A 20097-nucleotide genomic window follows, 5' to 3' on the forward strand; every position below is an offset into this window, starting at 1 on the left:
ACAAAGCCGAGACCCCCTGCGCCAGACCTCCCACCAAACGATGTTTTCTAACGATCCAGGCAGAGACCGACCAACATGGCCGACACATCCTTCGACGTCATCATCATCGGCTCCGGTCCCGGCGGCTACGTCACCGCGATCCGCGCAGCCCAGCTCGGCTTTAAGACCGCGATCATCGAAAAGTCCTATCTCGGGGGCATCTGCCTGAACTGGGGCTGCATCCCGACCAAGGCGCTTCTGCGATCAGCCGAAATCTTTCATTACATGCAGCACGCCAAGGATTACGGACTCTCCGCGGAGAAAATATCGTTCGATCCAAAGGCCGTGGTGCAGCGCTCGCGCGGCGTCTCGAAGCGGCTGAATGACGGCGTCGGCTTCCTGATGAAGAAGAACAAGGTGACGGTGATCTGGGGCGATGCGTCGATCGACGCGCCCGGCAAGGTCACGGTGAAGAAGTCGCAGGTCGAGGCGCCAAAGGGCGCGTTGGGCGAGGGGGCTTATCAGGCCAAGCACATCATCATCGCCACTGGCGCGCGGCCGCGCGTGCTGCCGGGGCTCGAGCCCGACAAGAAACTGGTCTGGACCTATTTCGAGGCGATGGTCCCGGATCGGATGCCGAAATCGCTGCTGGTGGTCGGCTCCGGCGCGATCGGCATCGAGTTCGCCTCGTTCTTCCACACCATGGGTGCTGACGTCACCGTGGTCGAGGTGTTGCCGCAGATCCTCCCGGTCGAGGACGCCGAGATCGCCGGTCTTGCGCGCAAGCGGTTCGAGAAGCAGGGCATCAAGATTCTCTCAAACACCAAAGTCACGAAGCTCGAGAAGAAGGCCGACAGCGTGGTCGCCACCATCGACGACGGCAAGAAGCCGCAGACGGTCGAGTTCGAGCGGGTGATCTCGGCGGTCGGCGTGGTCGGCAATGTCGAAGGGCTCGGCCTCGAAAAACTCGGCGTCAAGACCGACCGCGGCGTCGTCGTGATCGACGGCTACGGCAAGACCAATGTCCCCGGCATCTATGCCATTGGCGACGTCGCAGGTCCGCCGATGCTCGCCCACAAGGCCGAGCACGAAGGCGTCGTCTGCATCGAGGCCATCAAGGGCCTGCACCCGCACGCCATGGACAAGAACCTCATTCCCGGCTGCACCTATTGTCACCCGCAGATTGCTTCCGTGGGGCTGACCGAGGCGAAGGCGAAAGAGGGCGGCCGCGAAATCCGCGTAGGCCGTTTCCCGTTCGTCGGCAACGGCAAGGCGATTGCGCTCGGTGAGGATCAGGGTCTGGTCAAGGTGATCTTCGACAAGAGAACGGGGCAATTGCTCGGCGCCCACATGATCGGCGCGGAGGTGACCGAGTTGATCCAGGGTTACGTGGTCGCCATGAACCTGGAGACTACGGAGGAGGAGTTGATGCACACCATATTCCCGCATCCGACGCTGTCCGAGATGATGAAGGAGGCCGTGTTGGATGCCTACGGCCGCGTGCTGAATATCTGATGCCGCCGTCATTGCGAGCGAAGCAATCCATCTATCCGCTTGCGGTGCTATGGATTGCTTCGTCGCAAGAGCTCCTCGCAATGACGGACAACGAGATCGCTCAATAAGAAAGAAACGAAGCGTGAAAGACAATGACAACCTGACCATTGAACGCCCGACGTTTGTGACCCATCTCGAATGCGCTATGGAAGGCGATCGGTACGAGGCCGACCAGATCCACAACCTCTCCAAGGCCGGCAAGCCGCTACTGGTGCGCTACGACCTCGCTGGCGTGAAGAAGGCGCTGACCAAGGAAGCCCTCGCGCAGCGCCCGGCCGACATGTGGCGCTATCGCGAGCTGCTGCCGGTGCGTAAGGTCACGGACATCGTCAGCCTCGGCGAAGTGACGACGCCGCTGATCCGGCTGCCGAAGCTTGCGAAAAAACTCGGCGGCGGCGAGATCATCGTCAAGGACGAAGGACGTCTGCCGACCGGCTCGTTCAAGGCCCGCGGCCTTGTCATGGCGGTGTCGATGGGCAAGGCGCTCGGTATCAAGCACATGGCGATGCCGACCAACGGCAATGCGGGCGCGGCGCTCGCGGCCTACGCGACGTCCTGCGGCATCAAGACGACGATCTTCTGCCCCGCCGACACGCCGGAGGTGAACGTCAGCGAGATCGAGCTGCAGGGCGCCACCGTCTATCGCGTCAACGGTCTGATCGACGATTGCGGCAAGATCGTCGGTGAGGGGAAGGCAAAGGCCGGCTGGTTCGATACCTCGACGCTGAAGGAGCCTTACCGGATCGAAGGCAAGAAGACGATGGGCCTCGAGCTCGCCGAACAACTCGGCTGGGAGATGCCCGACGTAATCTTCTACCCGACCGGCGGCGGCACCGGCCTGATCGGCATGTGGAAGGCGTTTGCCGAACTGGAAGCCATCGGCTTCATCGGCGCCAAGCGGCCGCGGATGGTCGCGGTACAGGCGTCCGGCTGCGCGCCGATGGTGCGCGCCTTCGAGAACGGTACCGAGCACGCCCCGCGCTGGGAGGATGCCCACACCATTGCCTCGGGCATCCGTGTGCCGCAGGCGGTCGGAGATTTTCTGATCCTGCGCGCGGTCCGCGAGAGCAAGGGATTTGCGATCGCGGTCCCGGATGAGAAGATTTCTGCTGCGCTCAACGAAGTCGCGCGCGAGGAGGGCCTGCTGTTGTGTCCGGAAGGGGCGGCGACGTATGCTGCCTATCAGCAAAGCCTTGCCGACGGCCGCGTGACGAAGAACGACCGCGTCATGCTGTTCAATTGCGCGACAGGGCTTAAATATCCGCTGCCGCCGGTCACGCGAACGCTCGATCGCCACCAGCCGATCGACTACGCCAATCTCTGACCGTCATGCGGCGGAATGTGATGGGAGCATGAGATGCGAAAGATCATTCTGGCCGCGATTGCAGTGTTGGCGTTCGGTGGTGTTGCGGCAGCGCAAAACTTTCCCTCGCGTCCCCTCACCATCATCGTGCCGTTCTCCGCCGGCGGTCCGTCGGATGCGATGGCGCGGATTCTCGCCGAGCGCATGAAGGTCACGCTCGGCGAGCAGGTCCTGGTCGAGAACGTGACGGGAGCGGCCGGTTCGGTCGGCGTCGGCCGCGCGGTGCGTTCGCCGCCTGATGGCTACACGATCAGCTTCGGCCACCTCGGCACCCACGTCGCCAATGGCGCGATCTACAAGCTCGGCTACGACCTCGTCACCGACCTCGAACCGGTCGCGCTGCTGCCGAGCAATCCGATGATCATCGTCAGCAAGAAGGCGGTGCCCGCAACCTCACTGAAGGAATTTGTGGCGTGGCTGAAGGCGCAGCCGACGCCGGCGACCGCGGGCACGGCCGGCGCCGGCTCCGGCAGCCATATCGCCGGGGTCTATTTCGAGAACGTCACCGGCATCAAGCTGCAATATGTGCCGTATCGCGGCACCGGCCCCGCGATGAATGATCTCGTCGCCGGCCAGATCGACATGATCGTCGACCAGACCTCGAACTCGATCGGGCAGGTGCGGGCCGGCAACATCCGCGCCTATGCCATCACCGATAGCAAGCGCGTGGAATCCGCCTCCGACATCCCGACCGTGGACGAGGCGGGGCTGCCCGGCTTCCACATGACGCTATGGTCCGGCCTCTGGGTGCCCAAGGATACGCCGAAGGACGTCATCTCTAAGCTGAATGCGGCGACGGTGGAGGCGTTGAACGATCTGGCGGTGCGCAAGCAGCTTGAAAACCTCGGCCTGCAAATGCCGCCCAAAGACAAGCTCACGCCCGAAGCGCTCGGCGCCTGGCAAAAGGCCGAAATCGCAAAATGGTGGCCGATGATCAAGGCTGCCAACGTCAAGGTGGATTAGCTTCGGGCAGGGAACCTACGGGGAGTGCGGACGTTTAACGCTCTTATACGGAGCGCACGATGGCTGACAACGACAACCGAACCAAGGGCACAATCGGACTCATTCTCGGCGGAGTCATCGCTTTGGCTGCTGCGGCATTCATTCTCACCGGCGGTGAATTGGGCGGGACCAAAGAGGTGACCAGCGATGCTGACCTTCCGCCGGTCGCGCCGGGAAAGAAATAGTGCGAAAATGCGTTGGTAAGTGTGCTGATTTGTCCGATCTCTTCGGACTGCAGCGGCTAAGCCGTCCATGGATCGACGCAGTCCAGCGCCCGGCTCCGACTTAATCGGCGCCGGACGCTGCAGAACAAGGGTCTGGAGGCGACCCTTGTTCCTTGATCGCTGCTTACGCGTAGGTGGCCATGTTGGCCATCGCCGTCATTTCGTTGTGGTGGCCGCCGTCGGTGCCGCCACCGGCCAGCACGCCATCGTCTTCGATATCGAAGTGCGCGCCGCCGAGTTCGCCGACCTTCTCGTAGGCGCCATACACGGTTTGGGTAACGTTGATGTCGCTCTGCTTCACCAGGTTGCCGTAGACGGTGATGGTGCCGAGCAGATCCTCGTCATGCGCGCCGGCATTACCTTGCTGGCTGATGACGGTGATCACACTATAGTCGTTCCTGCCGTCGCCGTTGCTGTCCTTGTGCTCGATTGACTTGACCTCGGCGGTGTGCGCCGAGATTTCGATCTTGTCGCCCTGGGCGCGGTTGAAGTCGCGGATCACGTCGTTGCCGAAGCCGTCGACCCAGTGATCATGCGTGGCGCCGTTCTCGCCGGTGACGCCAACCCAGTCGATGGTGCCGTCGTCGTTGACATGCTTGGCGACGATCTCGTCCTTGGCGTTCACCATGCCTTCGAAGCGGAAGGTGTCGCCGCCCCTGCCGCCGGTGAGGGTGTCGTTGACCGCCTTGAACGCCGCGGTTTCCTCAGCGAAGATCTGGGTCGTGCCGTCCTGGGCCGCGACCATCTCGCCGGCGTCCGACCGGCTGAGCAGCACGTCGTTGCCGGAGCCGCCATCCATGCGGTCAGCGCCGAAGCCGCCGACCAGGAGATCGGCGCCGGAGCCGCCCGAGAGATTGTCGTTGCCCGAGCCACCCCACACCTTGTCGTCGCCGGAGCCGGCGTTGAGCGTGTCGTTACCGGCCATGCCGGCGACCGAGTCCGCCTTGGCACCGGAGTACAAGACGTTGTTGCCCGTTGTGCCGTTCAGATGATCATGGTCGGCGCTGCCGCCCGTAAATCGGGCTAAAAAATCATCGAGACGGCCGTCGTCGAAGAACCTGTTCAGATTGAAGCGTGCCATTAGTCGAACCTCTTACTCAGAGGCCTCACGGACTAGAAACGACCACGGACTTTGGGAAAGCCTCGCGTGATGCGCGCGGGAAGGACGTGAGGCAGGATCCTTCACCCGCATCGAAGAAGAAACAGCAAAACGGGCCGGTGGCTGGACGTGTGCGCGGCGGATTTGCGCTGTGCAGGGGCAATATGGTGACGCGAAAGGCGTTCGTGCGCCGATCCTTGGGCCAGCGCCTCAATTCCAGCCGGCGATCAAAGCGTATGCGACAAATCGCGTACCGCATTGTTCTCTCTTGCATATGAACGACAAGCGCCGACGGTACGCATGTCGCGGGCCACATCATTGCGTGACGAAAACTGGCGCAAAGAGTGCCGGCCGCACAAAAATGACGCGATCCTTTCGAACGCCCGGCATGGCACGGGATGTAACTTTCGGTATGCGCAATGGCGGCAATCGAAGATTGGCGCCGTGCATGTCGTTCGGGTTGCACTGTCCGATTCGCGGCGAGGCTGGTCGCGCGGCATTCGCCGTCGCCCTCAGGTTGTGATCGGTTGAAAGCGCGGTCTCCTGGAACGAGGTTCTTCGACGGGCACGCGATTTGATAAGCCCGAATAATGGTTGCCGGCGGGCCACGATTGTTGCGTAACTGCAACATCAGGGGAACATTTGGTTAACCGCCCCGCCTGCCTCTTGCTTGCGCCGCTTTTTGGCCACACCCCTCCATGAAACCATTTCTTTCATAGCTGATTGGCCACAGCGGGCAAAGGCGACGGGAAATTGCTCCCGAGACCGACGGGGAGATGGCTGGGAGAACAGGTTCCGCTGATGGACGCCAAGACCGACATCAAGAAGAGGTTGCCGAGCCGTCACGTGACGGAGGGGCCGGAGCGTGCCCCTCATCGGTCCTATCTCTACGCGATGGGGCTGACCACCCAGCAGATCCACCAGCCTTTCGTCGGCGTCGCGTCCTGCTGGAATGAAGCCGCACCCTGCAATATCTCGCTGATGCGCCAGGCGCAGGCGGTCAAGAAGGGCGTCGCGGCCGCCGGCGGCACCCCGCGCGAATTCTGCACCATCACCGTGACCGATGGCATCGCCATGGGCCACGACGGCATGCGCTCGTCCCTGCCGTCCAGGGAATGCATCGCCGACTCGGTCGAGCTGACCGTCCGCGGCCACGCCTATGACGCCCTCGTCGGGCTCGCCGGCTGCGACAAGTCGCTGCCGGGCATGATGATGGCGATGGTCAGGCTCAACGTGCCCTCGATCTTCATCTATGGCGGCTCGATTCTGCCGGGCAATTTCCGCGGCCAGCAAGTCACGGTGCAGGACATGTTCGAAGCGGTAGGCCGACACTCGGTCGGTGACATGTCGGATGCTGATCTCGACGAAATCGAGCGGGTGGCTTGCCCCTCGGCCGGGGCGTGCGGCGCGCAATTCACCGCCAACACCATGGCGACCGTGTCAGAGGCGATTGGCCTGGCGTTGCCCTATTCGGCCGGCGCGCCGGCGCCTTACGAGATTCGCGACGCGTTTTGCACCGCCGCCGGCGAGAAGATTCTGGAGCTGATCGCAGCCAACATCCGCCCGCGCGACATCGTCACCCGCCGCTCGCTGGAAAACGCCGCCGCCGTGGTTGCCGCCTCCGGCGGGTCGACCAATGCTGCGCTGCACCTGCCGGCGATCGCGCATGAGTGTGGGATAAAATTTGACTTATTCGACGTCGCCGAAATCTTCAAAAAGACTCCTTATGTCGCGGATTTGAAGCCAGGGGGCCGTTATGTTGCCAAAGACATGTTCGAGGTTGGCGGCATTCCGCTTCTGATGAAGACGCTGCTCGACAATGGCCACCTGCACGGAGATTGCATTACCGTCACGGGCCGTACGATCGCCGAAAACCTCAAGAGCGTGAAATGGAATCCGCACCAGGATGTGGTGCGGTCCGCCGACAACCCGATCACGGTCACGGGAGGCGTTGTCGGGTTGAAGGGTAATCTCGCGCCGGAGGGTGCGATCGTGAAGGTCGCGGGCATGTCGAAGTTGAAATTTGCTGGTCCTGCCCGTTGCTTCGACCGCGAGGAAGACGCCTTCGAGTCAGTCCAGAAAAAGACCTACAAAGAGGGCGAGGTCATCGTGATCCGCTACGAGGGGCCGCGCGGCGGTCCCGGCATGCGGGAGATGCTCTCGACGACCGCGGCGCTGACCGGGCAGGGGATGGGCGGCAAGGTTGCCCTGATCACCGACGGCCGGTTCTCTGGCGCCACCCGCGGCTTCTGCATCGGCCATGTCGGACCGGAGGCGGCCGTGGGCGGCCCGATCGCCCTGTTGCAGAATGGTGACATTATCGAGATCGACGCCGAGGCCGGAACTCTTAACGTAAAATTGACCGACGCCGAACTCGCCGAACGTAAAACCAAATGGCTGCCTCGACAGACTAACCATACGTCGGGTGCGCTGTGGAAATATGCCCAACAGGTTGGGCCGGCGGTGGATGGGGCTGTGACCCATCCTGGCGGTGCGCACGAGAAACAGTGTTATGCGGACATCTAGGCGTATCATTCTTGCGTTGATGTTGGGGGCCGCACCAGTGGCTGCTCCTGGATTCGCATTTGATGGCGCACCGGTGAAGCCGGACGCCGCGCTCCCCATAATGAACCAGCCCGCGGCCGCGCAGGCCGTCACGGCGCAGGCGCTGAAGAAGGCTCCGTCCGCGACAGCTACCGCCGCGGCGACTGCGGTTAACGCGCCTTCGCTGACTTCGCTGCAATACGCCGCCGAGGGTGGCCATCCCGTCGCGCAGTGGAAGCTCGGCCGGATGTATGCCGACGGCGATGGCGTGGTGCAGGATGACCTGCGCGCGTTTGAATATTTCAGCCGTATCGCCAACGCGCATGCCGAGGATAGCCCGTCGGCGCCGCAGGCCGCGATCGTGGCTAACGCCTTCGTGGCGCTGGGGCGCTACTATCTCAACGGCATCCCGAATTCCAAGATCAAGGCGGACACCGATCGCGCCCGGGAGATGTTCTCCTATGCCGCGTCCTATTTCGGCAATGCCGACGCGCAATACGATCTGGCACGGCTTTACCTGAAGACCCCGGACGCCTCGCGGGACGATTTCCGCTATGGGGCGCGCTGGCTTGGTCTGGCTGCCCAGAAGGGCCAGCATCAGGCGCAGGCCATGCTCGGCCAGATGCTGTTCAACGGCGACCGGTTGCCGCGGCAGGCCGCCCGCGGATTGATGTGGCTGACGCTGGCGCGTGACAACGCCGCCCCCGACGAGACCTGGATCCGCGAAAGCTATAATCGCGCCTTCGCCAAGGCCTCCGACGATGACCGCGCCACGGCGTTGCAAATGCTCGAGCACTGGGTGCAGGGCAAGCGAGACTGACGCCGCGCTGTCGTATGGTGGGCAAAGCCAACGGGTCGCGCGAATGCGCGCCCGATGACAGGCTCCGCGTGCCCACCACTTACGTCAACGACTTCCGAGAAGATGGTGGGCACGGCGCAAGAGCGCCTTTTCCTACCCTGCGATTCTGTCGCTCAAGCCTTCTCCAGATCGAAATCTGCCCAGACCGGCACGTGGTCGGACGGCTTCTCCCAGGCGCGGACGTAGCTGTCGACGCCGACGTCGGTCAGGCGGTCGCTGGCCTGCGGCGACAGCAGGAGGTGGTCGATTCGAAGGCCCCAGTTCTTCTGCCAGGCCCCCGCCTGGTAGTCCCAGAAGGTGTAGAGGCCCGGTTCGTCAGTCACCGCGCGCAGCGCATCGGTCAGGCCGAGGCCGAGCAGGGACTGGAAGGCCTCGCGGGTTTGCGGGCGGAACAGCGCGTCGTTACCCCAGGCGACGGGGTTATAGACGTCGGCGGCAGCCGGAATGACGTTGAAGTCGCCTGCGAGCACCAGCGGCTCTTCCGCCTTAAGTCGCTCTTTCGAGTACTCAAGAAGCCGCGACATCCATTTGAGTTTATAGGGGTATTTGTCCGTATCCGGCGGGTTTCCGTTGGGCAGATAGAGGCAGGCTATCCGCATCACGCCGGTCTTCAGCGTCACCACGCCTTCGAGGAATCTGGCATGGGCGTCCTCGTCGTCGCCGGCCAGGCCCGATTTGGTCTCGTCGAACGGCAGTTTCGACAGCAGGGCGACACCGTTGAAGGTCTTCTGGCCGTGGGTGACGACGTTATAGCCAAGCGACTCGATCTCCAGCCGCGGGAACGCATCGTCAACGCACTTGGTTTCCTGCAGGCAGACGACGTCCGGCGAGCAGTCTTTCAGCCACGTCATGAGAGGCTCGAGCCGCTGCCGGATCGAATTGACGTTCCAGGTTGCAACACGCATGAATTCTGTCCGGATCGTAACTACACAATTTCTGCTGCAGTGGCATACCATGTGCAGCCGGGCTGTGATAACCGTTTAAGAATAAGGCGCGAACATCGCCGTCAAGGGGCAGGAGTAAACCGTCCCGTCCGTTGTGGGACCGGCGAGCGTGAAAAATATGAAAAAGCGTACCTTGATACTTGTTACCGGCGCCATTGCCATTGCTACCGCGGCCGGCTTCATTACCCGCTCCTCATGGATGGGCGGCAGCAGCAGCGCTCAAGCCCCGCAGCGGCCGCGGACGGTTTCGGTCGAAATGGCGAAGGCGGAGCGCAAATCCGTCCCGGTCGATGTCGACGCCAATGGGACGGTGACGCCGATCTCCAGCGTCGCGCTGAAATCGCGGCTGGAAACCACCATCGTCGCGGTGCATTTCGAGGATGGCGCCAAGATCAACCAGGGCGACTTGCTGTTCACGCTCGATAGCCGCCAGATCGACGCCCAGATCGAACAGGCCGAGGGTGTGCTCGCCAGGGACCAGGCGCAGCTCGAGGGCGCGCAGCGTGACCTCCGCCGCTTCAACGATCTGGTCGCCAAGGGCGCGACCACGCAGGTCAACGTCGACAACGCCAGGACACAGTCCGATATCCTGACCGGTACCATCAAGGCCAATCAGGCTGCGCTGGACAACCTGAAGGTTCAGAAAAGCTACACCATGATCCGCGCGCCTTTCTCGGGCCGGATCGGTGCGGCCAACGTGAAGGTCGGCAATTTCGTGCGCCCCGCCGATACCACCCCGCTTGCGGTCATCAACCAGATGGCGCCGGTCTATGTGACATTCGCGGTACCGCAGCGCGTGCTGGTCGATCTGCGGGAATCGATGGCGAAAGGGATCTCCACCGTCACCGCGATGATCCCGGGCCATCGGCGTTCAGAGACCGGCAAGGTCGCGATGGTCGAAAACACCGTGGACGCGACCACCGGTATGGTCACCGTGCGCGGCATTATGGCCAACGAGAATGAGACGTTGTGGCCGGGCACGCTGGTCGCCACCAAGCTCGTCATTCGCAGCGAAGACGCAATCGTGGTGCCGACGGTCGCCGTGCAGCGCAGCCAGAGCGGCAATTTCGTCTTTGTGGTCAAGGACGGGGTCGCCAAGGTCCAACCGGTCACGGTCGACCGGACGTCGCAGGGCATCTCGGTGATTTCGGAGGGGCTCGCCGGCGACGAGAACGTGGTGGTCGACGGGCAATTATTGCTGTCTGACGGAACGCGGGTCGAGCCGCGGGCCAAAAAGGCCGGGGCGTAGCCGATGACCCTGTCCGAACTCTGCATCCGCCGGCCGGTCATGACGACGCTGATCACGGCGTCGATCATCGCGTTCGGGATCTTCGGCTTTCGCCTGCTGCCGGTCTCGGCGCTGCCGCGGGTCGATTTCCCGACCATCGCCGTGACCGCGACTCTGCCGGGCGCGAGCGCGGACACCATGGCGTCTTCGGTTGCGGGCGTCATCGAGCGCCAGCTCTCGACGATCGCCGGCATCTCGTCGATGTCGTCGAACTCGTCACAGGGCACCAGCACCATCACCATCCAGTTCGACCTCAACCGCAACATCGATGCCGCCGCGCTCGACGTGCAGACCGCGCTGACGATCGCGCAGCGCCGGTTGCCGCGCGAGATGATCATCCCGCCGAGTTTCCGCAAAGTGAATCCGGCCGATTTCCCGGTGCTGTTCGTGGTGCTCGGCTCGTCGACGCTGCCGCTGTCGGCGGTCAACGAGTATGGCGAGATCACGATCGGCCAAACCCTGTCGCAGATTCCAGGCGTCGCCCAGGTCAGCGTCTACGGCGCGCAGAAATTCGCCATCCGCGTTCAGGCCGATCCGGAGGCCGCCGCGGCGCGCGGGCTGTCGCTCGAGGACATTCGCAATGCAGTTTCGGCCGCCAATTCCTCGACCCCGGTCGGTACGCTGAACGGACCGAAGCAGGACGTAGCCCTGCAGGCCTCGGGCCAGATGGATAAGGCGATGGACTATCGCCAGATCGTGGTGGCCTGGCGCAACGGCTCCCCGGTCAAGCTCGACGAGGTGGCGCGGATCTACGACAGCGTCGAGAACGAGCGGATCGCGAGCTGGCTGAACGGCGACCGTTCCATCGTGCTCGGCATCCAGAAGCAGCCGGACGCCAACACGGTGGCGGTGGTCGACTCCATCCTGGCCAAACTGCCGGTGCTGCGGGCGCAGATTCCGCCATCGGTCTCGATCAACGTGCTGATGGACCGTTCGATCTCGATCCGCCAGGCGGTGGCCGACGTCGAGGAAACGCTTTTGATCGCGATCGGGCTGGTGATCCTGGTGATCTTCCTGTTCCTGCGCTCGGCGTCCGCGACCTTCATTCCGGCGCTGGCGGTGCCGATTTCGCTGTTCGGCACCTGCGCGGTGATGTACGCGCTCGACTATTCCATCAACAACATGACGCTGCTGGCGATGACGCTGTCGGTCGGCTTCGTGGTCGACGACGCCATCGTCATGCTGGAAAACATCGTCCGCCACATCGAGCACGGCATGCGGCCGTTCGAGGCGGCGCTGAAGGGCGCCCGCGAGATCGGCTTTACCATCATTTCGATCACCTTTTCGCTGATCGCGGTGTTCATTCCGGTGCTCCTGATGGGCGGCATCGTCGGCCGCGTGTTCCGCGAATTTGCGGTGACTGTATCGGTCGCCATCCTGGTGTCCGGATTCGTGTCGCTGACGCTGACCCCGATGCTGTGCGCGCGCGTGCTGCGGGCGCATGACGCGACCAAGCGGCCGAACATCGTGCTTCGCATCTTCGAGAGGATGTTCGAATCCTGGCTGCGCGCCTATGAATGGACGCTCGACTGGGTGCTGGCCCGCAAATTCATGATGCTGATGGTGACGCTGGCGACGCTTGGCGGCACCGTCTACCTCTACATGATCGTGCCCAAGGGCTTCTTCCCGCAGGAGGACACCGGCTTCCTGATCGGCGTGACCGAAGCCGCCACCGATACTTCCTTCGATGCGATGAAGGAGCGGCAGCAGGCGCTGGTCGACGTGCTGAGATCCGATCCGGCGATCGACTACATCAACTCCACCGTCGGCTCGGGCGGCCCCAATCCGACGGCGAATTATGGACGCCTGTTCATCGCCCTGAAGCCGAAAAAGGAGCGCGACAACCTCAACACGATCATCGGGCGGCTGCGCGGCAAGGCGCGGCAGGTTCCGGGCATGCAGGCGTTCTTCCAGCCGATCCAGAACCTCAACATCGGCGGCCGGATCTCGAAGAGCCAGTATCAGTATGTGATGCAGAGCGGCGACACCGACTCGCTGTACCGGCTGGCGCCGGAAATGCGCGAGAAGATCGAGAAGCTGCCGGGCCTGCTCGACGTCACCACCGACCTCTACATCAAGAACCCGCAGATGACGGTCGATATCGACCGCGAGAAGGCCGCGGTCTACGGCGTCACCGTCGATCAGGTCCGCAACCAACTCTACAACGCCTATGGCTCGCGCCAGATCGGCACCATCTACATGCCGTCGAACGACTACCAGATCATCCTGGAGGTGCAGCCGCAGTTCCGGATCGATCCGTCCGATCTCTCCAAGCTCTACATGAAGACCCAGAACAACCAGACCATCCCGCTGTCGGCGGTGGCAAAACTGGTTCCGACCGTCGGTCCGCTGCAGATCAACCACCAGGCGCAGCAGCCGGCGGTGACGATCTCCTTCAACCTCGCGCCGGGCTATTCGCTGGGCTACGCGGTCGACGAGATTACCAAGCTGGAGCAGGCTTCGAATCTGCCGGCGACGATCGCCACCGGATTCTCCGGCACCGCGCAGGTGTTCCAGGATTCGCTGCGCGGGCAGGGCGTCCTGATCCTCGCCGCAGTGTTCGCCGCCTTCGTCATCCTCGGCATTCTCTACGAGAGCTTCATCCATCCGATCACCATCATCTCCGGCCTGCCGTCGGCCGGTATCGGCGCGATCCTGACCCTGATGATGTTCGGGATGGAAATGTCCGTGATTGCGATGATCGGCATCGTGATGCTGGTCGGCATCGTCAAGAAGAACGCCATCATGATGGTCGACTTCGCGCTGGAGCGTCGCCGCGTCGGCTTAAGCGCGGAACACGCGATCCGGGAAGCGGCGCTGTTGCGCTTCCGTCCGATCATGATGACGACGTTCGCCGCGATCTTCGGCACGCTGCCGATCGCGCTCGGCGCCGGTGCCGGCGCCGAACTGCGCCAGCCGCTCGGCGTCGCCGTGGTCGGCGGTCTCTGCCTGTCGCAACTGCTGACGCTGTACATCACGCCCGTGATCTACATTTATCTCGACCGCATCGACCGCCGCCTGCGGCGCAAGCTCGAACCGCAACTGCAGGAAGCGGGCGAGGCCGAGCGGCCGCACGTGGTCGCCGCCGAATGACCACGTTCGGGTGGGCATCGCGATTCATCGCCTTGCTGATCGCGTTCGCATGGGCGGCGGGCACGATCGATCGCGCCAACGCCGACGAGCCGATCGAAATCTTCGACGCCCATCTGCACTACAATTGGGAGCCAAAGCCTCATTTTGGCGTCGACGAGGTGCTGGCGCTGTTCAAAAAGCACCGCGTCACCGGCATCCTCGCAACCAGCCGTCCGAACACCGGCACGCATGCGCTCATGGATGCCAAGCCGCAGGGCCTTTGGATCGTGCCGTTCATCCGGCCCTATCGGGTGCGCGCCGACATCCAGACCTGGTTCGGCGACCCCTTCATCTTCGACCTCGTGCAGGACGAGTTCAAACGCGGCTATTACCGCGGCATCGGCGAGTTCCACATTTCGGGCAAGGCGGCCGATACCGAGTGGGTGAAGAAGACCGTCGATTTCGCGGTCGAGCACGACCTCTATCTGCATGCCCATGCCGATGACGTGGCCGTCGAAATCCTGATGCGCCACAATCCGCGCGCCCGCATCATCTGGGCCCATACCGGTTTCGGTCTCTCGACCGACCGCGTCGCGGAAATGCTCACAAAATATCCGAAGCTGTGGGGCGAATTGTCCTACCGCGGCGGCATCGTGAACGGCAGCGGCAAGCTGACGGCGGAATGGCGCGCGCTGTTCGAGCGCTTCCCGGACCGCTTTCTGCTCGGCTCCGACACCTGGATCAATCAGCGCTGGGAAAGCTACGGCGAGATCATCGCGGAGTACCGTGCCTGGCTCGGCCAGTTGCCGCCGAAGATCGCAGCGCAAATTGCCAATGGGAATGCGCGGGCGTTATTCGGCTCGGAGCGGTGAGGACGTTAAAGAGTTACGTCGCCTTGCCTGTCTGCATCCAGAATATCGAGCACCGGGCAATCGGGACTCGTTCCGTCACTGCATTGCGCAATTGTTTCCGCCAAAACGGACTCGAGCTTAACGAGGTCCGCAAGTTTGCTGCGAACGTTGTTCAGATGAGTGCTTGCGATCTTGTGTACGTCGGCACAGGAGGCCCGCGCTGGTCCGCCCAGGGCGAGCAAGGCCCGGATCTCCTCTAGCGTGAACCCGAGTTCGCGAGAACGACGGATGAAACCCAATGCCCGTTTTTCGGCTGGTCCGTAAACCCGCCGGCCGCTCGTCGTTCGGGGTGGTGTCGGCAGCATCTTGATCCGCTCGTAGTAGCGGATGGTCTCAATGTTCACGCCGCTAAGCCGGGACAGCTCGCCGATCGAAAGAGTTTCGGCTCGCGAAGTCGTGATGGTGCGCATGATATTGTCCTTGATCCTGTAGTGACTACAGGATGCACGCTTTAGCCCATGAAATTCAACGAAGTTGATCACTTTGACGATAGCCGACGGCGGCAAAGTCTGGTTGCCGCGGGCGGCCTGCTTGGGGCGCTGGCGGCGTCCTCCTGCTGTATCCTGCCGCTGGTCTTGTTCGGTCTTGGCGTCAGCGGTGCATGGATTGGAAATTTCACCCGGATCGCCCCCTATCAGCCTTTCTTCATCGCTGCGACGCTCATGCTCCTCGGATACGGCTATTGGCGGGTTTACCGATCTTCAACGCGCGCCTGCGCCGATTTGGAAGCGTGCGCGCGCCCGGTTTCGGATCGCATCGTCAAAACGACGCTTATCCTGGCGACGATCCTCGTCGCCGCCGCGATTGGCGTCGACCTCATCGCGCCACTGTTTCTCAATTCGTGACCGGAGAACTGCCATGCATAAGGTTTTCGCCCGCACAGCATTTGCAATCGGCATCATCGCTTCGCCAGCAGCATTGGCCGAAGACAGAACGATCACCCTGGCCGTGGTCAACATGGACTGCGCGTCATGCCCTTCCATCGTCAAGAGCAGCTTGCAGGCCGTTCCCGGCGTCGCCAAGGTTGCCGTGTCCTTCAGGGACAAGACGGCAACGATCGTCTATGACGATGCCAAAACCGATGTGAGCCGGTTGATGTCGGCGACGACCAACGCCGGCTATCCGTCGGCGCCGAAGAGCTGATGCCATGATGCTGGAATCGACGATCACATGTCCGCACTGCGCCGTTTCAAAAATGGAGACGATGCCCACCGATGCCTGTCAGTTTTTCTATGAATGCACGGGCTGCGGCACGAAGCTGAAGCCGAAAGCGGGCGATTGTTGCGTGTTCTGTTCCTACGGGTCGATACCGTGTCCACCTATTCAGGCCCAGCGAATCGGCGAGTCGGACGGCGCGGCGTGTTGCTCGTAGTTGCTTATAGCACATCAACGACTGACATCACGCGCGGCCCGCGCGGCGGCGGGCGCGCGATTTGACAGCTTTTCCTCAATCCGCAAACTGCCCCGCCGCCTTGATGATCGGCGCCCAGCGATCGACTTCGCTGATCAATTTCGCCTTCAAGGCGTCGGGCGTCGCTTCGCTTTGCGAGACAGGCTCCGTGTTGATGTCGTTGAAGCGCTTCACCAAATCCGGATCGCGCAATGCCTCTTGCAGCGTCTTGGAGAGTTTTTGAACGATCTCGTCGGGCGTACCCTTCGGCGCGTAGATGCCGTGCCATGCGCCGACTTCAAAGCCTTTCAGGCCCGCTTCGTCGGCGGCAGGCAGATCGGGCATGGACGCGAGCCGTGTCTTCGTCGTGATGGCGTAAGCCTTGACCATCTTCGACGCGATCGGGCTCGTGGTGTTGGTGGTCTGGTCGCAGGAGAGGTCGATCTGCTTGGCGATCAGATCGTTCATGACGGGCGCATTGCCCTTGTAGGGCACGGTCAGGATTTCCTTGCCGACCGCAGTCATGAACAGCATGCCGCAGAGGTGCGACGCGGCGCCGAGGCCGGCATTGCCGAACGTCATCTTGTCGCCGTTGGCCTTGATGTAGGTAACGAGTTCGGCGAGTGTGTTCGGCGGCAAATCGGGCCGCCCGATGATCGTCATCGGCGCATTGGTGACAAGGCCGATCGGCGCGAATGCCGTCTTGGTGTCGTAAGGCAGCTTGCGATAGAGCGTGGCGGCTGTGGAGATGCCGATATGGTGGATCAGGAGCGTGTAGCCGTCCGCCTCCGCGCGTGAGGCGCGCGTGGCCGCGATGGTGCCGCCGGCGCCGGTCGCGTTCTCGATGACGATGGTCTGGCCCAGGAGTTTTGACATCGATTGCGCCGTCACCCGCGCGACCGTGTCGGTGGCGCCGCCGGCGGCGAACGGGACCAGCAACGTAATAGGCCTGTTGGGATAGTTCTGCGCCAAAGCGGTCGAACTGAGCATCGTAAGCGCTGCGGCGATGACGGCTGTTTTCCTCATACGTGCCTCCCGGAGAATTTGTTTTGTTTGGCTTTGAACGCAGGCCTCTTGCCGCACGACCGGTTCGCCGTGCGGGCCTCACACATTGGAGCTATGGATCGCCTCCACAACGGCCGCGGTGACATCCTTGGTCGTCGCTGTGCCGCCGACATCGGGCGTCGTGATGCCGGCGCCCGTGACCTTTTCCACGGCACGCATCAGCCGCGCCGAGGCTTCAACCTCGCCGAGATGGTCGAGCATCTGCGATGCCGTCCAGAAACTCGCAACCGGGTTGGCAATGCCCTTTCCGGTGATGTCGAACGCCGAGCCGTGGATCGGTTCGAACATCGAGGGAAAGCGCCGCTCTGGATCGATGTTCGCCGTCGGCGCTACGCCGAGGCTGCCGGCGAGCGCACCGGCGAGATCGGACAGGATATCGGCGTGAAGGTTGGTCGCGACGATGGTGTCGAGGCTCTGCGGCTTCAGCGTCATCCGCACTGTCATCGCGTCGACCAGCATCTTGTCCCAGGTGACGTCAGGAAACTCTTTCGAGACCTGCTCGGCGATCTCGTCCCACATCACCATGCCATGCCGCTGCGCATTCGATTTTGTCACCACCGTGAGCAGTTTTCGCGGCCGCGATTGCGCCAGGCGGAACGCGTAGCGCATGATGCGCTGGACCCCGACGCGGGTGAAGACGGCGACTTCCGTGCCGACTTCTTCCGGCAGGCCGCGATGCACCCGTCCGCCGCAGCCGGCATATTCGCCTTCGGAGTTTTCACGCACGATCACCCAGTCTAGGTCGCCCACCTCGGCATGGCGAAGCGGCGAGGTGATGCCGGGCAGGATCCGGGTCGGCCGCACGTTGGCGTATTGGTCAAAGCCCTGGCAGATCGGCAGGCGCAGGCCCCACAGCGTGATGTGATCGGGCACGTCGGGCGCGCCGACCGCGCCGAAATAGATCGCGTCGAATTTCTTCAGCGTGGCGAGGCCGTCGGCCGGCATCATCACGCCGTGCTTGCGATAATAGGCCGAGCCCCAATCGAAGGTTTCGACGTTGAATTTCACGTCGCCGAGCCGCCTCGCGAGGTTTTCGAGCGCAGTGACGCCGGCGGCGATAACTTCCGGGCCGATGCCATCGGCCGGAATGGCGGCGATTGAATATTCACGCATCGAATTCTCCTTGGAAACGATCTCCGCTCGTAGACCAGTCATTGCGAGGAGCGAAGCGACGAAGCAATCCAATCGCTCCACGTGCGGCGCTATGGATTGCTTCGCTGCGCTCGCAATGACAGGGGCACCTGCGGGCCTTGCTCGGAGCATCCTGTGGCGGCCGCCGCCGATGGACAACCGGCTCGCGTTTATACAAAAAATTGATATAATCCTGGTGGGGAGGAGCGATGGACCTTCATCACTTGCGTTGCTTCGTGGCTGCCGCCGAGGAACTGCATTTTGGCCGGGCAGCGCAGCGGCTCGACATGCTGCCGTCGGCGCTCGGCCGTTTCATCCGCCTGCTTGAAGAGGATCTCGGCACGCGGCTGATGACGCGCACGACGCGAAGCGTCGCGCTGACAGATGATGGCGCCGAACTGCTCAAGGAGGCGCGGGCGCTGTTGACGCAGGCCGATGCGCTTGCAGGGCGGTTTCGCACCGGCGGCCGCAAGCGCGCCGCGATCATTCGCGTCGGCGCCATCGACAGCGCCGCCGCCGGGCTGTTGCCGCGGCTGTTGCACGATTTCCGCGGGCGGCGGCCTGACGTCACCGTGCAACTGGTCGAGGACAAGACCGTGCGCCTGCTGCCGCGGCTGTTGTCCGGCCGGCTCGATCTCGCCTTCGTGCGCCCGCCGGAGCGGCCCGACAAGCGTCTGGAGTTTCTGTTTCTGCTGCACGAGACGGCCGTCGTCGCGGTCGCCGATCGGCATCCGCTGTCACAGCGCAAGCGCGTGACCATCGCCGATCTCGAGCGCGAGCCGTTGATCGTGCCCGAACGACGCTCGCGTCCGCACAGCCACGACCTCACCATGAAACTGTTCGCCGAGGCGGGGTGTGAGGCGCGCGTGTCGCAAATCGCTGACGAGAAGCAGACCATCGTCAACCTGGTTTCCACCGGCCTTGGCGTCGCCATCGTCCCGCGCTGGACCTCGCGCATGGCGACGCGCGGCGTCCGCTTCATCCGCCTTGCCGCCTCCGACATGAACAAGCTGCCGCTAGCGGCTGCCTGGACGCGGGGCACGCGCGATCCGGTCAGGGATGACGTTCTCGAAATGCTGAAAGCCGATTTGCCGCGCTACGCGCGCGAGGCGTAGAGCGCTTGTTTGCGACGATCTACACCGTCGTCCCGGACAAGCGAGCGTAGCGAGCGCGATCCGGGACCCATACGCCGCGGCGGATATTATCCGGGGAGGGTGGTCGCCGGCTGTGCTTCAACAATTGGCGACGGTGGTTATGGGTCCCTGCGTTCGCAGGGACGACAAGTGGAGACGCCTTCGCGTCCCTTCTCAAACCGAAAAGCTCGTCCCGCAGCCGCACGACGCCGTGGCATTCGGATTGACCACGCGGAACGACGCGCCGATCAGGTCGTCGACGAAATCGACTTCGGATCCGGCGAGGAACGGCACCGAGGCTGGATCGACCAGCACCACCGCGCCCTCACGCGCGATCACGAGGTCGTCCTCGGCCTTGGCGCGGTCGACGTCGAACTTGTACTGGAAGCCAGAGCAGCCGCCGCCCTCGACGGAGATGCGCAGCATGGCGCCGTCGCCTTCATTCCTGAGGATTTCCCCGATGCGGCGGGCGGCCCGCTCGCTGACGGTGATGGCAGTGGTCATTGCATGGTCTCCGGCCCCGTCATACCCAATTCATT

19 protein-coding genes are annotated in these 20097 nt (G+C 63.0%); 13 read left to right on the forward strand and 6 right to left on the reverse strand.

Translation table 11 applies throughout. The annotated features are described in order from the left end of the window. The first annotated feature begins 75 nt into the window (after positions 1–75). From lpdA to V1278_RS21320, 4 genes are all read left to right on the forward strand, one after another. Positions 76–1494, forward strand: coding sequence for a dihydrolipoyl dehydrogenase (lpdA, locus tag V1278_RS21305; RefSeq protein WP_334362868.1), 1419 nt, complete (start codon positions 76–78; stop codon positions 1492–1494). Between the two features lie 121 nt (positions 1495–1615). Further along, positions 1616–2857 carry a threonine synthase gene (locus V1278_RS21310; RefSeq protein WP_334382111.1) on the forward strand — a complete coding sequence of 414 codons (1242 nt, stop codon included), beginning with the start codon at positions 1616–1618 and terminating at the stop codon, positions 2855–2857. A gap of 33 nt (positions 2858–2890) precedes the next feature. Further along, a complete protein-coding gene (locus tag V1278_RS21315) occupies positions 2891–3859 on the forward strand; it encodes a tripartite tricarboxylate transporter substrate binding protein BugD (RefSeq protein ID WP_334382112.1) in 969 nt (322 codons plus the stop codon). 59 nt (positions 3860–3918) lie between these two features. After that, positions 3919–4083 carry a hypothetical protein gene (locus V1278_RS21320; RefSeq protein WP_334382113.1) on the forward strand — a complete coding sequence of 55 codons (165 nt, stop codon included), beginning with the start codon at positions 3919–3921 and terminating at the stop codon, positions 4081–4083. Between the two features lie 163 nt (positions 4084–4246). On the opposite strand, the gene V1278_RS21325 is transcribed toward V1278_RS21320, so the two are convergent. Further along, positions 4247–5203: a calcium-binding protein gene (locus tag V1278_RS21325; protein WP_334362864.1), complete on the reverse strand. Its 957-nt coding sequence runs from the start codon at positions 5201–5203 to the stop codon at positions 4247–4249. Between the two features lie 819 nt (positions 5204–6022). Between V1278_RS21325 and ilvD the strand changes: the two genes are divergently transcribed. Together ilvD and V1278_RS21335 are read left to right on the forward strand one after the other, a co-directional pair. Beyond that, on the forward strand, positions 6023–7747 hold the full coding sequence (ilvD, locus tag V1278_RS21330) for a dihydroxy-acid dehydratase (protein WP_334362863.1): 1725 nt from the start codon (positions 6023–6025) through the stop codon (positions 7745–7747). Beyond that, on the forward strand, positions 7734–8585 hold the full coding sequence (locus V1278_RS21335; protein ID WP_334362862.1) for a tetratricopeptide repeat protein: 852 nt from the start codon (positions 7734–7736) through the stop codon (positions 8583–8585). The genes ilvD and V1278_RS21335 overlap by 14 nt, the downstream gene beginning before the upstream one ends. Before the next feature lie 152 nt (positions 8586–8737). On the opposite strand, the gene xth is transcribed toward V1278_RS21335, so the two are convergent. Beyond that, complete coding sequence (xth, locus tag V1278_RS21340) at positions 8738–9529, reverse strand: exodeoxyribonuclease III (protein WP_334382114.1); 792 nt, start codon at positions 9527–9529, stop codon at positions 8738–8740. 157 nt (positions 9530–9686) lie between these two features. Here xth and V1278_RS21345 point away from each other — a divergent pair, with 157 nt between their 5' ends. Genes V1278_RS21345 through V1278_RS21355 form a run of 3 tightly spaced genes read left to right on the forward strand, consistent with a single transcriptional unit; the run spans position 9687 to position 14800 of the window. Then, positions 9687–10817, forward strand: a complete 1131-nt coding sequence (locus V1278_RS21345; protein WP_334382115.1) for an efflux RND transporter periplasmic adaptor subunit — start codon at positions 9687–9689, stop codon at positions 10815–10817. Between the two features lie 3 nt (positions 10818–10820). Beyond that, on the forward strand, positions 10821–13949 hold the full coding sequence (locus V1278_RS21350; RefSeq protein WP_334362859.1) for an efflux RND transporter permease subunit: 3129 nt from the start codon (positions 10821–10823) through the stop codon (positions 13947–13949). After that, a complete protein-coding gene (locus tag V1278_RS21355) occupies positions 13946–14800 on the forward strand; it encodes an amidohydrolase family protein (protein ID WP_334362858.1) in 855 nt (284 codons plus the stop codon). Before V1278_RS21350 ends, V1278_RS21355 begins: the two co-directional genes overlap by 4 nt. Positions 14801–14805: 5 nt before the next feature. Here the strand turns inward: V1278_RS21355 and V1278_RS21360 are convergent, their stop codons facing one another. After that, a complete protein-coding gene (locus V1278_RS21360) occupies positions 14806–15249 on the reverse strand; it encodes a MerR family transcriptional regulator (RefSeq protein ID WP_334362857.1) in 444 nt (147 codons plus the stop codon). Between the two features lie 48 nt (positions 15250–15297). Between V1278_RS21360 and V1278_RS21365 the strand changes: the two genes are divergently transcribed. Genes V1278_RS21365 through V1278_RS21375 form a run of 3 tightly spaced genes read left to right on the forward strand, consistent with a single transcriptional unit; the run spans position 15298 to position 16211 of the window. Continuing rightward, complete coding sequence (locus V1278_RS21365) at positions 15298–15684, forward strand: mercuric transporter MerT family protein (RefSeq protein ID WP_334362856.1); 387 nt, start codon at positions 15298–15300, stop codon at positions 15682–15684. Between the two features lie 13 nt (positions 15685–15697). Then, entirely contained in the window at positions 15698–15982 is a 285-nt protein-coding gene (locus V1278_RS21370; RefSeq protein ID WP_334362855.1) for a cation transporter, read from the forward strand. 4 nt (positions 15983–15986) lie between these two features. After that, positions 15987–16211 carry a GDCCVxC domain-containing (seleno)protein gene (locus V1278_RS21375; RefSeq protein ID WP_334362854.1) on the forward strand — a complete coding sequence of 75 codons (225 nt, stop codon included), beginning with the start codon at positions 15987–15989 and terminating at the stop codon, positions 16209–16211. A gap of 75 nt (positions 16212–16286) precedes the next feature. Here V1278_RS21375 and V1278_RS21380 read toward each other — a convergent pair whose 3' ends face one another. Continuing rightward, positions 16287–17255, reverse strand: coding sequence for a tripartite tricarboxylate transporter substrate binding protein BugD (locus tag V1278_RS21380; RefSeq protein WP_334362853.1), 969 nt, complete (start codon positions 17253–17255; stop codon positions 16287–16289). 78 nt (positions 17256–17333) lie between these two features. Beyond that, a complete protein-coding gene (locus V1278_RS21385; RefSeq protein ID WP_334362852.1) occupies positions 17334–18407 on the reverse strand; it encodes a tartrate dehydrogenase in 1074 nt (357 codons plus the stop codon). Positions 18408–18634: 227 nt separating this feature from the next. Between V1278_RS21385 and V1278_RS21390 the strand changes: the two genes are divergently transcribed. Further along, a complete protein-coding gene (locus V1278_RS21390) occupies positions 18635–19540 on the forward strand; it encodes a LysR family transcriptional regulator (protein ID WP_334362851.1) in 906 nt (301 codons plus the stop codon). 192 nt (positions 19541–19732) lie between these two features. Here V1278_RS21390 and erpA read toward each other — a convergent pair whose 3' ends face one another. Further along, a complete protein-coding gene (erpA, locus tag V1278_RS21395) occupies positions 19733–20062 on the reverse strand; it encodes an iron-sulfur cluster insertion protein ErpA (RefSeq protein ID WP_028345909.1) in 330 nt (109 codons plus the stop codon). Positions 20063–20097: the final 35 nt, after the last annotated feature.

The sequence above is a fragment of the Bradyrhizobium sp. AZCC 1577 genome (assembly GCF_036924575.1).
GTDB lineage: Bacteria > Pseudomonadota > Alphaproteobacteria > Rhizobiales > Xanthobacteraceae > Bradyrhizobium.

Bases quoted from the DNA above. Each gene is read 5' to 3' on its own strand.
- V1278_RS21365 (WP_334362856.1), top strand. From the start codon at position 15,298: ATGAAATTCAACGAAGTTGATCACTTTGACGATAGCCGACGGCGGCAA.
- V1278_RS21335 (WP_334362862.1), top strand. From the start codon at position 7,734: ATGCGGACATCTAGGCGTATCATTCTTGCGTTGATGTTGGGGGCCGCA.
- V1278_RS21370 (WP_334362855.1), top strand. From the start codon at position 15,698: ATGCATAAGGTTTTCGCCCGCACAGCATTTGCAATCGGCATCATCGCT.
- ilvD (WP_334362863.1), top strand. From the start codon at position 6,023: ATGGACGCCAAGACCGACATCAAGAAGAGGTTGCCGAGCCGTCACGTG.
- V1278_RS21385 (WP_334362852.1), bottom strand. From the start codon at position 18,407: ATGCGTGAATATTCAATCGCCGCCATTCCGGCCGATGGCATCGGCCCG.
- V1278_RS21345 (WP_334382115.1), top strand. From the start codon at position 9,687: ATGAAAAAGCGTACCTTGATACTTGTTACCGGCGCCATTGCCATTGCT.
- V1278_RS21390 (WP_334362851.1), top strand. From the start codon at position 18,635: ATGGACCTTCATCACTTGCGTTGCTTCGTGGCTGCCGCCGAGGAACTG.
- V1278_RS21350 (WP_334362859.1), top strand. From the start codon at position 10,821: ATGACCCTGTCCGAACTCTGCATCCGCCGGCCGGTCATGACGACGCTG.
- V1278_RS21320 (WP_334382113.1), top strand. From the start codon at position 3,919: ATGGCTGACAACGACAACCGAACCAAGGGCACAATCGGACTCATTCTC.
- lpdA (WP_334362868.1), top strand. From the start codon at position 76: ATGGCCGACACATCCTTCGACGTCATCATCATCGGCTCCGGTCCCGGC.
- V1278_RS21355 (WP_334362858.1), top strand. From the start codon at position 13,946: ATGACCACGTTCGGGTGGGCATCGCGATTCATCGCCTTGCTGATCGCG.
- V1278_RS21360 (WP_334362857.1), bottom strand. From the start codon at position 15,249: ATGCGCACCATCACGACTTCGCGAGCCGAAACTCTTTCGATCGGCGAG.
- V1278_RS21380 (WP_334362853.1), bottom strand. From the start codon at position 17,255: ATGAGGAAAACAGCCGTCATCGCCGCAGCGCTTACGATGCTCAGTTCG.
- V1278_RS21315 (WP_334382112.1), top strand. From the start codon at position 2,891: ATGCGAAAGATCATTCTGGCCGCGATTGCAGTGTTGGCGTTCGGTGGT.
- erpA (WP_028345909.1), bottom strand. From the start codon at position 20,062: ATGACCACTGCCATCACCGTCAGCGAGCGGGCCGCCCGCCGCATCGGG.
- V1278_RS21325 (WP_334362864.1), bottom strand. From the start codon at position 5,203: ATGGCACGCTTCAATCTGAACAGGTTCTTCGACGACGGCCGTCTCGAT.
- xth (WP_334382114.1), bottom strand. From the start codon at position 9,529: ATGCGTGTTGCAACCTGGAACGTCAATTCGATCCGGCAGCGGCTCGAG.
- V1278_RS21375 (WP_334362854.1), top strand. From the start codon at position 15,987: ATGATGCTGGAATCGACGATCACATGTCCGCACTGCGCCGTTTCAAAA.